This is a genomic window from Robinsoniella sp. KNHs210, assembly GCF_000686105.1.
Classification (GTDB): Bacteria; Bacillota; Clostridia; order Lachnospirales; family Lachnospiraceae; genus Robinsoniella; species Robinsoniella peoriensis.
Window position 1 is genome coordinate 4,782,722 of record NZ_JMLZ01000002.1, and the last position, 15,379, is coordinate 4,798,100.

At 41.2% G+C, this 15,379-nt stretch carries 12 protein-coding genes; 8 read left to right on the forward strand and 4 right to left on the reverse strand.

What is annotated here, in order from left to right:
- Window positions 1–86 precede the first annotated feature (86 nt).
- The 3 genes from CD03_RS0127315 (at window position 87) to CD03_RS0127325 (ending at window position 2,248) form a co-directional block, all read left to right on the forward strand.
- Window positions 87–929 (forward strand): AraC family transcriptional regulator, encoded by an 843-nt coding sequence (locus CD03_RS0127315; RefSeq protein ID WP_027296344.1) that lies wholly within the window; start codon window positions 87–89, stop codon window positions 927–929.
- A 159-nt stretch (window positions 930–1,088) separates the two neighbouring features.
- Window positions 1,089–1,592, forward strand: coding sequence for a GreA/GreB family elongation factor (locus CD03_RS0127320; RefSeq protein WP_027296345.1), 504 nt, complete (start codon window positions 1,089–1,091; stop codon window positions 1,590–1,592).
- Window positions 1,593–1,606: 14 nt separating this feature from the next.
- The gene (locus CD03_RS0127325) at window positions 1,607–2,248 is read left to right on the forward strand and encodes a DapH/DapD/GlmU-related protein (RefSeq protein WP_027296346.1); all 642 of its coding nucleotides are present in this window, start codon (window positions 1,607–1,609) and stop codon (window positions 2,246–2,248) included.
- A 186-nt stretch (window positions 2,249–2,434) separates the two neighbouring features.
- Here the strand turns inward: CD03_RS0127325 and CD03_RS0127330 are convergent, their stop codons facing one another.
- Both CD03_RS0127330 and CD03_RS35030 read right to left on the reverse strand, forming a co-directional pair.
- Complete coding sequence (locus CD03_RS0127330; RefSeq protein ID WP_081820392.1) at window positions 2,435–4,060, reverse strand: ABC1 kinase family protein; 1,626 nt, start codon at window positions 4,058–4,060, stop codon at window positions 2,435–2,437.
- Entirely contained in the window at window positions 4,050–4,505 is a 456-nt protein-coding gene (locus CD03_RS35030; RefSeq protein WP_044289706.1) for a phasin family protein, read from the reverse strand. The genes CD03_RS0127330 and CD03_RS35030 overlap by 11 nt, the downstream gene beginning before the upstream one ends.
- 271 nt (window positions 4,506–4,776) lie before the next feature.
- On the opposite strand from CD03_RS35030, the gene CD03_RS35035 reads away from it, so the two are divergent.
- Window positions 4,777–7,149: a cation-translocating P-type ATPase gene (locus CD03_RS35035; RefSeq protein ID WP_052378006.1), complete on the forward strand. Its 2,373-nt coding sequence runs from the start codon at window positions 4,777–4,779 to the stop codon at window positions 7,147–7,149.
- 263 nt (window positions 7,150–7,412) lie between these two features.
- On the opposite strand, the gene CD03_RS0127345 is transcribed toward CD03_RS35035, so the two are convergent.
- A complete protein-coding gene (locus CD03_RS0127345) occupies window positions 7,413–8,279 on the reverse strand; it encodes a LysR family transcriptional regulator (RefSeq protein WP_027296348.1) in 867 nt (288 codons plus the stop codon).
- Window positions 8,280–8,441: 162 nt separating this feature from the next.
- Between CD03_RS0127345 and CD03_RS0127350 the strand changes: the two genes are divergently transcribed.
- Window positions 8,442–9,122 (forward strand): YoaK family protein, encoded by a 681-nt coding sequence (locus CD03_RS0127350; protein WP_027296349.1) that lies wholly within the window; start codon window positions 8,442–8,444, stop codon window positions 9,120–9,122.
- A gap of 75 nt (window positions 9,123–9,197) precedes the next feature.
- Here the strand turns inward: CD03_RS0127350 and CD03_RS35040 are convergent, their stop codons facing one another.
- Entirely contained in the window at window positions 9,198–12,920 is a 3,723-nt protein-coding gene (locus CD03_RS35040; RefSeq protein ID WP_052378007.1) for a leucine-rich repeat protein, read from the reverse strand.
- 551 nt (window positions 12,921–13,471) lie between these two features.
- On the opposite strand from CD03_RS35040, the gene CD03_RS0127360 reads away from it, so the two are divergent.
- The 3 genes from CD03_RS0127360 (at window position 13,472) to CD03_RS0127370 (ending at window position 15,322) form a co-directional block, all read left to right on the forward strand.
- A complete protein-coding gene (locus tag CD03_RS0127360; protein WP_027296350.1) occupies window positions 13,472–13,945 on the forward strand; it encodes a pyridoxamine 5'-phosphate oxidase family protein in 474 nt (157 codons plus the stop codon).
- Window positions 13,946–13,951: 6 nt separating this feature from the next.
- Window positions 13,952–14,770: a MerR family transcriptional regulator gene (locus CD03_RS0127365; protein WP_027296351.1), complete on the forward strand. Its 819-nt coding sequence runs from the start codon at window positions 13,952–13,954 to the stop codon at window positions 14,768–14,770.
- A gap of 93 nt (window positions 14,771–14,863) precedes the next feature.
- Window positions 14,864–15,322 (forward strand): hypothetical protein, encoded by a 459-nt coding sequence (locus tag CD03_RS0127370; RefSeq protein WP_027296352.1) that lies wholly within the window; start codon window positions 14,864–14,866, stop codon window positions 15,320–15,322.
- Window positions 15,323–15,379: the final 57 nt, after the last annotated feature.

Sequence of the window (15,379 nt, forward strand, 5' to 3'; positions counted from 1 at the left end):
TTATATCAGAAAAGTAGTTTATACTATGGACTTTTCGGACTGGATATTTTATGATAGGTTTGTATTTTTAACATAAGGAGAACATTATGGAAAGTCCAAAAGTAGAAAATCAGATCATTTGGCCCCAGCATTGTTATGTGAATGGGAATTGGAAATGTTACAGTATGGAAAAGCATTCACATGGGGGCCTGGAAATAAATTATATCTTAGAAGGTGCCTGCACTTATATCGTCGGTGAAAAAGAATACCGATTAAAAAAGAAAAATATGATCATTATAGAAGGAGAATATCCACATCAAAAAGTCTTTGACCGAAATGTACCCTGCACAGTTATGGGAGGGGAGTTCCGGTTAAAAGAAATGAACATACCCATGCTTTCTTTTGCTGCCCTGGCAGAGCATGACAGGCAGCTGGGAGAATTTCTGCGTCAGTTGAACGGATGCAGCGTGATTGAAGATGCACATCTGCTGCTTGGGGATTTCGGAAGGCTGCACAGTGAATGCCAGGATAAAAACCGGGAAATATATATTGCTACGCTGACGAATAAATTCTTAATGGATACAGCAGATGCTTATTACAGTAAAAATCCTTCGGTTAAGGCATATATAGTCCAGATAAAGGAGTATATCAGAAATTATTTCTGCAAGCTCTCAAATATACAGGAAATAGCAGAACAGGTTCACTTAAATTCCACATACATGGAACGGATTTTCAAACGGGAAGCCGGATGTACAATTTGGCAGTATGTAATGGAATGCCGAATGAAAGCTGCAAAAGATCTGTTAGAAAACTCCCGGATTCCCATTGGTGAGATTGATCTTCTGATCGGGATGAATTCCAGGCAGACCTTTTATATTCAGTTCAAAAGGCATTACGGTGTCTCGCCGGCGGAGTATCGTAAATTATGCCATAAAGATAAGGGTAAATAATGAAAAATAAACCGAATTAAATCGGGAAGTTCCACAAAAAAATGCAATGACAAACAGAGCAGGATAGTATATAATTGGCATCATTAACAGAAAAAACTGGAACGAACCAAAAACCAACAAGTAACTAATAAGGAATCAATCTGGAAGAAAGGAGCCAAAATGCGGGAAAAGCTGACGAAAAGCGATGTAAAGAAGATAGAAGAAGAAATCGAGCACAGAAAACTGGTTGTGCGCAAAGAAGCACTGGAAGCAGTGAAGGAAGCCAGAGCACATGGAGATCTGAGTGAAAATTTTGAATACCATGCGGCTAAAAAGGACAAGAACAAAAATGAAAGCAGAATCCGTTATCTGGAAAGGATGCTGAAAACAGCAGAGATTATTACCGATGATTCCAGGGAAGATGAAGTGGGATTAAATAATACAGTAGAAGTTTATTTTGAAGAAGACGAAGTTTCTGAAAAATTCAGGCTGGTTACATCCATCAGAGGAAATTCCATGAAAGGATTAATCAGTACGGAATCTCCCATTGGAAAAGCAATTATGGGACACAAGGTAAATGACCGTATTTTTATCAGGGTAAATGACAATTATGGATATTATATTGTGATTCGGTCGATTGAAAAGACCTTGGAAGATGAGGCAGATCAAATCAGAAGTTTTTAAATATGGAGGCAGAGATGACATTAAAAGAACGCATGGAAAAAGGATTTTTATACTACGAAGAAGGAAATGAAAGTGAAGCGGATCAGAGATACGAGAAATTAATTGAGAAACAGAGACAGGATTGCAAAGAATTGATTTTTGATTATAATGCAACCCGTCCCTCTGACCTGAAGGCAAAAAAAGAGATTTTGGGAAAACTTCTTGGAGAAATGGGAGAACACATCTGGATTGAAGCACCGGTATTTATGTCTTATGGATGTAATGTACATATTGGAGATTATTTCTATGCTAACTTTAATCTGACAATTGTGGATGATATTGATGTGTATATCGGAGATCATGTCATGATTGCACCGAATGTAACAATTTCCGCTACCGGTCATCCGGTAAATTATGAATTCCGCCGCCGGGGTACGCAGTTTTCCATTCCGGTTGTGATTGAAGATGATGTCTGGATCGGTTCGAATGTAGTGATTTTACCGGGAGTCCGAATCGGAAAGAATTCGGTTATTGGTGCAGGCAGTGTAGTTACCCACGATATACCTGCAGACGTAGTGGCGGTAGGAAATCCATGCAGGGTTATGCGTCAGATAACGGAGCGTGACAAGGAGTATTATACGAAGGACAGAAAGGTAGACGGGGAATTCCATATATAGGAATCGCCCAATTATCCAGAGCAGACTGCATACTACTGTGAACTGGCAGACAGATTGGGACTGATAAAAACCATGGGGAGTGATTTCCACGGGAAAACAAAACCATCTGTGCGTCTGGGGGCAGTTAATGGCGATAAGGAATAAAAAGAATAAGCTTTGATATCCGGTCATTACGGAAATCAAAGCTTATTTTTTTCGTCTGAAAATAATTTGAACCAGCAGGCAGATTATCAGAATCCCGGAAAGAGAAAACCCGGCAAAACTAATCCATGGCATATAGAAGATTTCCGGAGTTATATCGGTCATACAGATGAGGCTGGAGCCGATAAATAATGCAGCAGCCAGAATTCCCAGAACCAATCGGTCCGTCATACGGTGCATTCCATATAGGAATTCCCTGGAATCAGGTATCTCTAGATTTATTTTTGCCTGACCATTTTTCGTTATATTCAGAAGATCGGACAACTGAGCCGGAATATCCAGGAACTTATCAAAGGAAGTGTAGATAGATCGGCCTTTGTGCAAAATCTCTTTTTTCCAGTCCAATTCCTTTAGTAAGAGAGATGACATGTGGGCAGAGAGAATCTGCAGTATATTTACTTTGGGTGAGCAGATGCTGAGCGTGCCTTCCATTGTAATCATACTTCGCCCCAGCAGTGTAATATCCATATTAATGGCGATGTGGTGTTCCTTTACCATATCCAGGAGTTTTTCGATCAGTTCTCCCAGTTTCATATTGCCAAAATCCATGGAGACATATTTACTTACAATGTCATCAATATCCGTATACAGCCGGGCATGGTTAATTCGTTCTTTTGCTTCGCCTAAAGCCAGAAGTACATTTTTTAGCTCATAAATATCGTTTTTTAAGATAGAAAGTATGGCCCTTCTTAAGAGCTGTTTGTAAAATTCAGATAAATGACCGGTCATACCAAGATCCAGCCATGCAATCTGTCCGCCTGAGATGCGGATATTGCCGGGATGGGGGTCAGCATGGAAGAAACCGTCTTCCAGAATTTGTTTACAATAATTCTCCGCTGTCTTTTCTCCGATTTCCGTCATGTCATAGCCCTGTTTTTCCAGATCTGTAATAAGATCAATGGGGATTCCTTCGATATAATTCATAACCAGCATGCGGGAAGTGGTGTATTCGTGCAGAACCTGAGGACAGGTGATGTAGACAATTTCTTCCTGGTTTTTATAAAATAAATCCAGGTTTCTGGCTTCCAGCAGGAAATTCATCTCTTCCTGTGCGGTTTTCCAGAGCTCATCCAGAACCGTTTTAAAATCAATTAAATTGCCGGTTCCCATTGTTATTTTTAAAATACGGACTGCTTTCTTAAGAAGTTTTATGTCATTGGACATGGTTTCTTTAATTGCCGGTCGCTGTACTTTTATTACAACGTTTGTACCATCTGATAAAGACGCCATATGCACCTGGGCAATAGAAGCAGAGCCCAGAGGCAGCGGATCAATTTTTAAAAATATCTCACCCGATGGCCGTCCAAGCTCTTCTTCTATAACAGATTTTATGATATCAAAAGACAAGGGCTTCACCTGCGTACGAAGTCTTGAAAGTTCTTTGCAATATGCTTCCGACAGCATATCAGAGCGCATAGACATGATTTGTCCCAGCTTTACATAAGTAGGACCCAGATCTTCTAATATTTCCCGCAGCTTTACCGGCGATAAGCCACGGGTGATATGATGCTTTTTCAGTACGTCCAGGATGTCTTTCAGACGACCGCCGGGGAAATCTTCCTCCCTGGTATTCAGTGGGGGGATGTCCTGTTTCAAAGTATCATTGGTCATGATCCTTTTCTTCTCCGCTTATATCGTTTTGTGCTTCCGCCGATTTGCAGCAGCAATCTTCGGTTTCGTCAGAACTGCAGCAGCAATTCTCACTTTCATCAGAAGAGTTACAGCAGCAATCTTCCCCGTTTTCACAGGAGCAGTTTGGCTTTTCTTTCTCCATTGCAGCAATTTTTTCTTTTAATGCTTCCAGTTCCTCTTCGGTCATGTGATTTACTGCTTTCATGACATCTTTGTATTCCCTTACGATATTGACAGTTACATGGTCGTTCATTTTTTCTTTGGCATTCCGCTTTAACTCTTCATTTAATACCTTACCCTGTTCAACGGTAATCTCACCTTTTTTTACAAGGGTATCTATGATCTCCATGGTAGATTCCGCTGTGGTAGCAATTGCGCCAACGCCTGCCAGAAATATTTTCTTTAAACCTTCACCTAGTTCCATATAAGTCGTCCTTTCTATGTTTGCTGATGTACAGTTACTATTTTTATAGTATAACATATTATCAGACGATTTTTCGCTTTTAGGAAAATTTTATAAATTTATTAAGATTTTATACATAAGAACAAAATTATAATTTATCCATGAATTATTAAGAAATTGTTTAGCCTGACTTTACACAGACTTTACATAAAAAGGTTAGACTAAAATCTTAATATGACCTTTTACAGAAATGGCCGGACAGATATTCACCGGCTGATGAGAGGATGGTAAAATGAAAGCAGAGGTTGATTGTAAGTCGGGATTAAATAAAAATGAAATAGCAGACAGGATAAAAGAGGGGAAGCAGAATATTGTACAGAGCAATATTACAAAGACAAAAGGACAAATTATTAAGTCTAATGTGTTTACTCTGTTTAATCTGCTGAATGCGCTGATCGCAGTTGCCCTGGCAGTAGTGGGGGCCTGGTCCAATATGGTGTTTACCGGTATTATTCTTTTAAATATTATCATTGGGATTGCACAGGAATTAAAGGCGAAAAAACTGGTGGAAGAATTATCATTATTATCCATGCCCACAGTAACAGTAATCCGGGATAGTGAAGAGCAGACGATTTCAGTGGAAGAGATTGTATTGGATGATATAATGCTTCTGGAAAGCGGAAGGCAGATCAGCTGCGATTCTATTGTGATGGAAGGAGAGCTGGAAGTAAATGAGTCACTTCTGACAGGAGAATCGGATTCTGTTATAAAAAGAGCCGGAGACAGGCTGCTTTCCGGAAGCAGTGTAATCTGCGGGAAATGTTACGCGCAGGTAGAACATGTAGGGAACGAAAATTACGCTGCAAAGATTTCAGAAGAAGCAAAGAAAATGAGAAGCGTTAACTCAGAGTTGATGAATTCTATGAAAAAAGTTACGAAGGTTACAAGTTTTCTGATTATTCCGCTGGGCGTGATCCTTTTTGCGGAAGCATTTTTCTTAAGAGGGGATTCGACTTTCAGTGCGGTAGTATCCAGTGCGGCCGGATTACTTGGAATGCTGCCCAAAGGATTGGTTCTTCTAATCAGCATTTCACTGGCTGGCGGTGTGATAAAGCTGGCGAAACAAAAGGTTCTGATACAGGATCTGTATTCACTGGAATCCCTTGCCCATGTGGATATCCTTTGCCTGGATAAAACAGGGACGCTTACCGAGGGGAAAATGCAGGTGAGCAGGACTTATGATCTGGCGAAGGAAAGCGGCATCGAGGTGGATTTCCATAAAATGATGGGCAGTTTTTTACATTACAGTGATGACAATAATGCTACTTTCCAGGCTTTGAAGGAATACTACAAGGAGGAAGATTCTTATACAGTTATCGGTAAAATACCATTTTCCTCCCAGAGAAAGTGGAGTGCAGTTTCTTTTGAGGGGGGCGGAACATTTGTTGTCGGAGCGCCGGAACGTCTGTTAGATGGCAGGATACCGGGATTTCTTCAAAAAGAGATTGAAAATGGAAAGCGGGTTATTATTGCAGGCATCACCCGGGACCAGGTACAGCCGGACGAAACCCTTACAAGAGTCTGCCCGTTAATGGCTGTCGTTATCAATGATAAGGTGCGGGAAAATGCTTCGGAAACACTGCGGTATTTCAGGAAGGAAGGCGTGGAGATTAAGATCATTTCCGGTGATAATCCGGCAGCAGTATCTTCAATTGGTAAAGAGGCAGGGCTGGCTAATTACCGGGCGTATATTGATATGAGCACCATAGCGGAAGATGCAGATCTCACCCGGATTACTTCAAAATACACCGTATTCGGACGAACTACTCCATTACAGAAAAAACAGCTTCTGCAGGCAATGAAAGAACAGGGGCATTCGGTAGCAATGACAGGGGATGGGGTGAACGATCTGCTGGCACTGAAAGAAGCGGACTGCAGTATTGCCGTTGCCGAAGGAAGTGATGCGGCTAAGCAGGTTGCTCAGGTAGTATTGCTGGATTCTGACTTTTCTTCCCTGCCGGATGTGCTTTTGGAGGGCCGGAGAGTAGTAAATAATGTAACCAGAGTAGCAGGGGTATTTTTTGTAAAAACCATATACTCCGTGTTATTAACGGTGATCTGTATCTTGTTAAATATGCCGTTTCCATTTATTCCGATACAAATTACACTGATAGATGCTGCGATTGAAGCTTATCCGGCATTCTTAACTGCGTTTGAACCCAATGGAAATAAAGTGGGAGAAAAATTTCTTCCGGCAGCGTTTCGAAGAGCTGTGCCGAATGCCGTCGCCATTATATTTGGTATCATGTCTGTCTATCTGGCAGCCCCGCTGCTTGGAATCGGTGCAGGGCAAATGAATACGGCAGCGTATCTTCTGGTAGGTATTGTGAGTATTGCCGCAGTGATCAGATCCAGTGCTCCATTTACAAAACTGAGAGTTTTTGTATGCAGTACGATGACGTTTGGATTCATTGCAGCGATTACATTGTTTCATTCATTGCTCAAAATCGAAGGACTTAGCTTTGAAGCGGTACTGGTACTGGGATTTGCTTCTGTTGGGGCTCTGTTGCTGGAACGAATCGTGTCTATGATTATTCACATAAGCCAGGGGAAAAATTCAGCAGGTTCTATTTCCGGGAGAAAACAATCAGTTGGTGAAAATTAAAATAAGAGAAAAAACGCGCTGTGGTCCTGGCGCGTTTTTTTGTGATTGAGTTAGAGAGTTTGGCGATACGCGGGCATTCGCTGGGAAATCCTGATGCATTTCAAAGCTCACTGCCCACTCCCATCTTTCCGTTGCTCCATCTCCATCTACAAAGCGTCCCCTTACTCAGCTAAACCCAAATATAATGTTTTGCAACTTATATATCTATTCTGTTTATGCTAACTAAAATCTTGAGTTGTTCGCGGCATATGTGCAATGCAGTACTAATTTAAATCCCTGATATATTGAATCAGATATTGATAAAAATCAGAAATTGGCTTTTTATTCATTACAACCTGTTCGTATGTGATGATTATGTCCCGGCGGCATACCGGACTGTCAATGGGAAGGAGGACTACCTGGGGGAGATCAGGCAGAGGACCCCAGGAATATTTAGGCCAGAAGCCAATTCCAAGACCGGCAGCAATCAGGTTACGGACAGCCTCGGGACTGTCGCTTTCGAATGCAATGCGCGGGGTAAAACCTGCCGCCAGACAGAACTGGTCGCAGATTGTACGGATGGGTTTGGAACCGGAGAAGCTGATATAGCCTTCGTTCCGGGTTTCTTCCAGAGAAATGGACTGGCGTAAGGAGTAGGGCGAATTTGCGGGAACAGCCAGAAAAAAGTCTTCCTGGAGCAAGAGCAGGCTTTTGCTGTCCAGTACATTTCCGGGAATAGCAGAAGAAATACTCAGATCATAGACCGTATCATTTTGATCCTGGGACAGCTGGAATATGATATCCGGATGCAGAGATTTATAAGAAATGATACAGCTGGTAACCAGTGCGGTAGCAGTAAGGAGGTTTAAGCGGATTGTCCGGCTGGCATTCTCGTTCACTGCCTGTAATTCTGCCGGGAGATGATCCAGAGCGGACATAATGGGAAGGAGGCGCTCTTCCAGCCGTTTACCCATGTCATTTAAGGCGATGCCTCTGTTCTTGCGGTCAAACAGTAAAACGCCAAGTTCTGATTCCAGCCGGTGGATGGACTGGGAGAGAGCAGGCTGTGCAATGTGCAGGACTTTTGCAGCCTGGGTAATGTGTTCGTATTTAGCAGCAGCCAAAAAATATTTTAGTTGTAGAAGTTCCATGGTATTTTATCCTCTTATATTTTCATCTTTATATGTTGGGAAAATTTCAACATATAATATTTATATTATGTAAATATAATTATTATATATTGGATATGATGGAATGACAAGAATATAATAGTAAATTGAAAAGTAATGCAAGGCAGAGGAGTGCATATAATTATGAAGAAAAAAAGGCATGGACAAATGTCAGAGTCCATACCAGTGGGAATTATACTGGCGGTTGTGGGAGGTTACCTGGATGCCTATACTTATAATGCAAGAGGACATGTATTTGCAAATGCACAGACCGGAAACATGGTTCTTCTCGGACAGAATTTGTCTCAGGGTCAGTGGACGGAAGGAATTCAATACATCATACCCATACTGGCATTTGCAGTTGGGATTTATATTGTGGAAAAAATTAAAGAGAGGTTTCAGCGGAATACGCAAATCCACTGGCGGCAAATTATTGTACTATTGGAAATAATATTGCTTCTGGCAGTGGGATTTCTGCCTCAGTCACTGAACCTGCTGGCAAATGTCTGCGTCTCCTTTGTGTGTGCTATGCAGGTAGAAAGCTTTCGAAAGGTGAAGGGAAATTCTTATGCTACAACAATGTGTACCGGCAATCTGAGAAGTGCTACAGAATTGTTTTGTGCATATAGGCAGACTAAGAATCCGGAACTCAGAAAGCGCAGTCTGCAATACTATGGGATTATCCTGGTTTTTATTCTGGGAGCTATTCTGGGAGTTGTAATGACGCGGATATTTAAAGACAGAGCTGTATGGTTCTGCTGTGTCTTTTTAGCATTCGGTTTTCTGGTCATGTTTATAAAAGAAGATGCAGAGGGAGAGAATTAACGTTTGTTTCAGATGAATAAGAAAAGAAGAAGGAGCATTTTATCCGCAGGGGAAATGCTCCTTCTGTTATCTGATTTAATAGGATTTTACGGTCATGGTGCTTTTCAAGCCCTTTTTGCTAAAAAGTTTTTTATAGTATGCAGTCTTTGACTTTGGAACTTTAATTACGGCATTTGCAGGAATTCCGGATATTACTTTAAGGCCTGCTTTCCTCAGGTTCTTGGATTTTATTGTAATTGTCTTTAATTTTTTATCTCCGTAGAAGGCATATCTGCCAATTGATTTTGTGGAAGACGGCAGTGTAATAGATGTCAGCGATTTACACTTCATAAATGCTTTGTCACCTATGGAAGAAACTCTGGAGGTGCCCATAGTTACTTTTTTGAGAGCCGTACAGTTGTAAAATGCATGATTACCAATTGCTGTTATGTTTTTGCCAATGGTAACTTTTTGCAGTTTTTTATTTCCCTTAAATGCAGCATTGTCAATGGCAGTCACTTTCAGCGTAGTATTCAGAAACTTTACGGTGGATGGGATCGTTATGGATTTCAGGGAAACGCCCTTTTTCACACCGGTTAATTTTACTTTGGATGAAGAGGTTACTTTATAGTTTAGCTTTCCGTAAGTAAAGGTGTTGCCCGCTGCCGGCTTTTTCAAGGCCAGAGAGGATACTGCGTTTGTCAAAGCTTTCATTGCGTTGTCAACTTCACTCTGCGCAGCATTTTCTTTTGATGAGACTGATCTGGCAGCTGCCAGGGCGTTTTGCAGTGATTTCCAGGAGGAATCGGTATAATTGCCCTGCTTTATACCTGCGGCAGATGTTATTTTCTGATTCAGTACGGTTTTGTCAGCTAATCTAACCAGCCCCTGGAAAGCTGCATTTAATTTTGCCAGGGCGCTGTCAACGCTATTTTGAGCGGCATCTTCATTGGCGGCAGTTAATTTTGCTTCTTTTAGTGCTGCTTCGAATACCGTCCAGCTGGCTTTTGTGTAACCCGAAGACTGTAATTTCGACAGGGCTGTAATCCGATTATTCAGATTTGTCATATCCGCACCAGGAACACCCTGTGTATTCGTAAGATCGGCATAGATTTCCCTGCCATCCTGTGTGCCAAGCATGATTTCACCTACTTTTACATTTTCGGTGGTTGGTCTGTCAAAGGTTATTTTTGCAAGTGCAGTGGGCTGGCTGTTATAGGATATCGTTAATTTCAACTGTCCGTTTTCGGTATCCTGGCGAAGAATGGTACCGCCTTTTGCATCAATTTTTGCAACTATTGCACCATCCAGATCTATCACGGCGTCAATCACGCGGGTCTGAGACTTCTGATTCTCTAATTTTAATATTCCGGACGTTCCAGCCCGTTCAAAGATAACTTTTTCGATATCGCGGTTTTTCTTTGCCATTTCCTCCTGCGTCAGGAAGGCACTGGTATCAAATACTTCCCCGGTCATGGTTTCGGGCTTATCAATGCGAAGTCCGTAGAGAGCAAGTGCTGCGATATCAGAATTGTCTCCACCATCCAGCTTTTTCCCGGAATCTATGGTTTGTCCTCCAAGGCCTATGAAAATGTCCATGTTGGAAGGATCGGAGGAACCGTGATTGGTGCTGTTTCCGCCGTGGTCTGAATTAGCAATGATTAAGGTATCATCATAACTGCCTTTTTCTTTTAAAGCATCTGTCACAGCCTTGAAATAATCATCATAGAGCTTTAATTCGGACCAGTAGCGGTCGTTATAATATCCGGTACTGTGGCCGATGTGATCCATATAATCGCTTTGCATATAAACTAATGCAGTATTGTTATAAGCATCACTTCTGATATAGCTGGCAACATCATAGAAGCTTTCCTGAGAAGCGGAGGATTTACCGAATACTGCTGCATCTGCTTCAATAATACCATTTAAAATAGGGTTCCATTCGGAAAATGCTGCCATAGGCCTTTCCGGTGCGGCGGCTGTAACGGCTTTAAACATCGAGGGGTAGAGCGGAGTCTCTTTCCCGAAGTCGGCATAGTATTCCTGACCGGCGCTTGTGTTGGTAAGCTGGTATTCCGGAATTACATCACCCCATGGAATGCCATGAATCATAGAGCTGTAATTTTGCCCGGATATGGAAGGTGTGACCGCCTGAGCAGTGTAGCTTGTAGCAAATTCTTTATTAAACAGATCCATTGCGTATTCATTGGTGCGTTTTGCCATAATGGCAGGATCGTTTGTTTTTGTGGGAAGTATGGAATTGGAAGTGGTATAGTAGATTGCATCGGGATTCCATACCTGTCCTCCTCCGTCTGTGGTCAGTACAACTGCATGTTTATATGGATAAATAGCAGCAGCATCGGCAACAGCTTCCTTTTGTGCCAAAGGCGCCAGTGCAACATCTCCTGCACCGATAACGCCATCACCGTTAAAATCAAGGGCATTTTTAGCGTAAACTGTAATCGTTTGTACTGCTTCCTGAGGATTCATGGCATCGGTTACATCTTTGTCATTTACATATGCATGGAAGTTTTCTACAGAAACAGTTGTGTCGGTTGTGTCTGATACGGTATTTGTTTTGAAATTCAGCTTTCCTAAACGAGTGGTGCCGTATTGCCGGAAATCATCTGTAGAAAGCGCTGCAGTTGAAGTGATTTTCAAACGGCCGGCATTACTGCTGTCTATGGTAACACCGCTCATTTTATGCTGAACATCTTCGTATGTTAAAACTGCCGGGTCGTAGACCAGGTCATAGGTTATTTTATTTACGGAACCGGACTCATCTGTGTTTGCATGGAGATTTACATTCATTTCAGAGTCTTCAGCAGCAGTGCCGGATGAAATGATTCCCAGGTTTACCTGCTTTGGTGTTGGCTCCTGGATATCAGCGTTTTCAAAAGCTTTTTCATCTAGAGCTTTTACCTGTTCCCCGGTCAAAGCGGTATCATACAGTCTGGCAAAGCTTACAGCGGCATTTGACAAATACTCGACACCGTTGTTAGGACTGCTGTCACCCCCGATAACAAAGTTTAAGGCAGTTGTATTTGCTGTAAATTTAACGGGACCTGCAGCAGCAATTTCGCCTTCCAGTTCTCCATTTACATATAATTTAACAGATTCTCCGTCAACCACACCAATTGCATGAACCCATTGACCCGCCTGGATAGAAGCAGTGGGCTGTCTGTATGAACCACCTACATGAGCAAAGAAAGTGAGCTTTCCACCGTCCAGTCCAAGACCGATTCCGCCGCTTTGCTGGTTTGAGAAAATGTCGTGTTCACCGGATGGAAGACTATTATATTTGAACATGCACTCTATAGAAACTGCATTTGTGATTTTTGCATATTTTGCTGAGTCAAAAGGATATATATATGCGGAACTGCCGTCAAAGTCAGCAATTGGTTTATGTAATTCCGGACTTTCTGAAATAACAGGATTGCCGATGGTACGATAGGAATTGGCTGTTTCCGAATGGTCGGTAGCCATCTGATCCGAAAAATCTACGTTCATCACATTGGCAGCAGGCAGCTCCGTTTGATCGGACGAAGTGACAGATGATTCAATGCCTTTTGCAGAAGAAGTTTCATCACTCTGGAAGAGTGCTTCGGGGGAGGTTGGTGTATCTGCCGGAATAATAGATTCGGATTCCGGTGATACGGTATTTTCTTCAATGGATGCTTCTGTGATTGCAGGTTGTGACTGGTAATCTTTCTGACCAGCCTGTACGGTTGTATCGGTCTCTGCTGCCAATGCCGCCATACCGGTATTGGGGGCAGCTAAGGATACTGCAAGCAAAAATGCAACTGCTTTTCTTTTCATAATGTTTCTCCTTTACATACTTAAATTGTTTGATTTGGACAGTGCCCATTATAACAATGGGGCTTTCGAATAACAATAAAATCCAATTCAAGTTTTTGTAAAGTAATTGTAAAAATACAAGTATAAATACTGAAAATTATTGTAGAAAAACTACAAAACAGGTATATTTATCAGAAAATTACCAATTCATTTTTCTGAATTATGCATACTGACAGGAACGGTATATTTATCGATGCTTTTATAGAGTGGTGTTTTATATAACTATAGTGGGGAATAATAGTTTGTAGAAAAATTACAAAATGAAGATACGAACGGAAACAATACAAACTTTTAAAGATAAAATTGTATTAAAATAAAAACAATCAACAGAACGCGAATAATTGCGTCATATTTTGACAAAACCCAACTTTTTATTATAGTAAGATTATAATTTTGTCGTCGTATCATATTATTCGATATTGATTAAAATTGAATTTCCAAGTACAATAAAAGAGAATCAGGGGTGAATAAAAAAGCAGTAAATGAGGCATAGGCCGGGAGGATAATTAATATTGAGAAGAAGTGACAGAGAAATTACAGACTTAAAGGAAATAATGGATGTAATGCAGAAGTGTGATACCTGCAGACTGGGATTACAGGATGAAAATGTTCCGTATATTGTACCTCTTAATTTTGGAGTTCGTGAGGAAAACGGCAGAATTACGCTCTTTTTCCACAGCGCGCCGGAGGGAAAAAAGATTCGCCTGATGGAACAAAATGGTGCTGCCGGTTTTGAAATGGATACGGCGCATGAACTGATAGAAAGTGATACTGCATGTGGATATGGAATGAATTATAAGTGCGTTCTGGGAGTGGGAACCCTTTCATTTATAGAGGATTATGAAGAGAAAAAAGAGGCACTTTCCATATTGATGAAACAGTATACTACGAATCGCGATCTGACTTTTTCGGAAAATATGATAAAAGCGGTAAAGGTAATAAGACTGGAAGTGGAGGAAATCAGCTGTAAATGCTGTAATCGGTAACAACATATGGAAAAAGAATATTATACGGTAGGTGAAGTATCTAAACTCTGCGATATACCTGTTCGGACACTGCATTATTACGATGAAATCGGCCTGTTAATCCCGGCGAAAAAAGATGGGGATACAGGCTACCGCTACTATGCTAAATCCCAGCTGCTGCATGTAAATATAATTAAGCAGTTTAAGGTACAGGGATACAATATTAAAGAAATTAAAGAGCGATTGGCCAATCATACCGCCAGCGTTAGCAGGGAAGCACTGCAGCAAAAACTGTCTGAAATAAAAGAAGACATTGAAGGTCTGATTCTTCTTGAAAAGAGATTGGAATATTACTTAAATGCATTAAATTACCAGGATCATCAGCCGCATATTCATGCAGATAAGTTACCTCCCATGAAGGTCCTTTTCATCAGAAATAAAGGGGCGGCTGACCCGGTTGGTTTCATGAAGCGCTTTGCAGGTCTGGAGGCGCTGATAAAGAAAGAAAAGTGTAATGCAGTTGGACCGGTTATGGCTGTCTATTATGATGACTACCATGTTTATGATCCGATGAATGCGGATATTGAAGTTTGTGTTCCGGTACAGGAGGCAGGGGAAGGATCTGATTATATCCGCGATTTTGGAAATGTGGAAGTTGTTTCCGCCATACATTACGGACCATACCGCAATGAGTACCAGACGTATGGACTTATGATGGAATGGATGGAAAAAGAAGGATTTGAAATGTGTGGAAATGCGATAGAAAAGTATCTCATCGATCCGGTTCTGACAGAGCATGAAGAAGAGTTTATAACAGAATTATTAATTCCGGTAAGAAAACGTTAAGAAAAAAGCTTGACCCTACAGTTACTGTAGGGTTTATTCTTTTTATGTGAAAGAAAATAGTGTTACATGAAAATAGAAAGGATATAGAAGAAAATGGTACATTTAGTTTATTGTGATGATAAAGCAAAGGTTTTGGAGAAAATTATGGAAGGAACTAAGCGTATGATTGTCCGGGGGGCAGCGGGAAGAAAGATTCCTCACAGCCGTGTATTTGAAGGGGAAACGCTGTATTTTATGAAAAAGGGAACAGGAAAGATAACTGCAAAAGCAGAAGTCGCACATGTGGATAATTATTTAAAGCTTTCGGAAGAGCAGATTATAAAAGTGCTTGCGGAAAATCAGGAAAAGTTAGACCTTACAGAGAAACAAAAAGAAAGATGGCATAAAAAGTGTCTCTGCCTGGTTGAATTTAAAAACGTTGAAGCAATCGAACCTATGGACTTTGACAGGCAGGGAAATATGGATGACTGGCTGATCATTCAGAAGATTGAGGATGTAGTAGTGGGAACAAGTATTCCTTATAATTATGATAATGCTAGGTTTAAATCATAGCAGACCATTCAAATCGTAGCAGACCATTCTAATCATAGCAGGTTTTATGTGAATTTT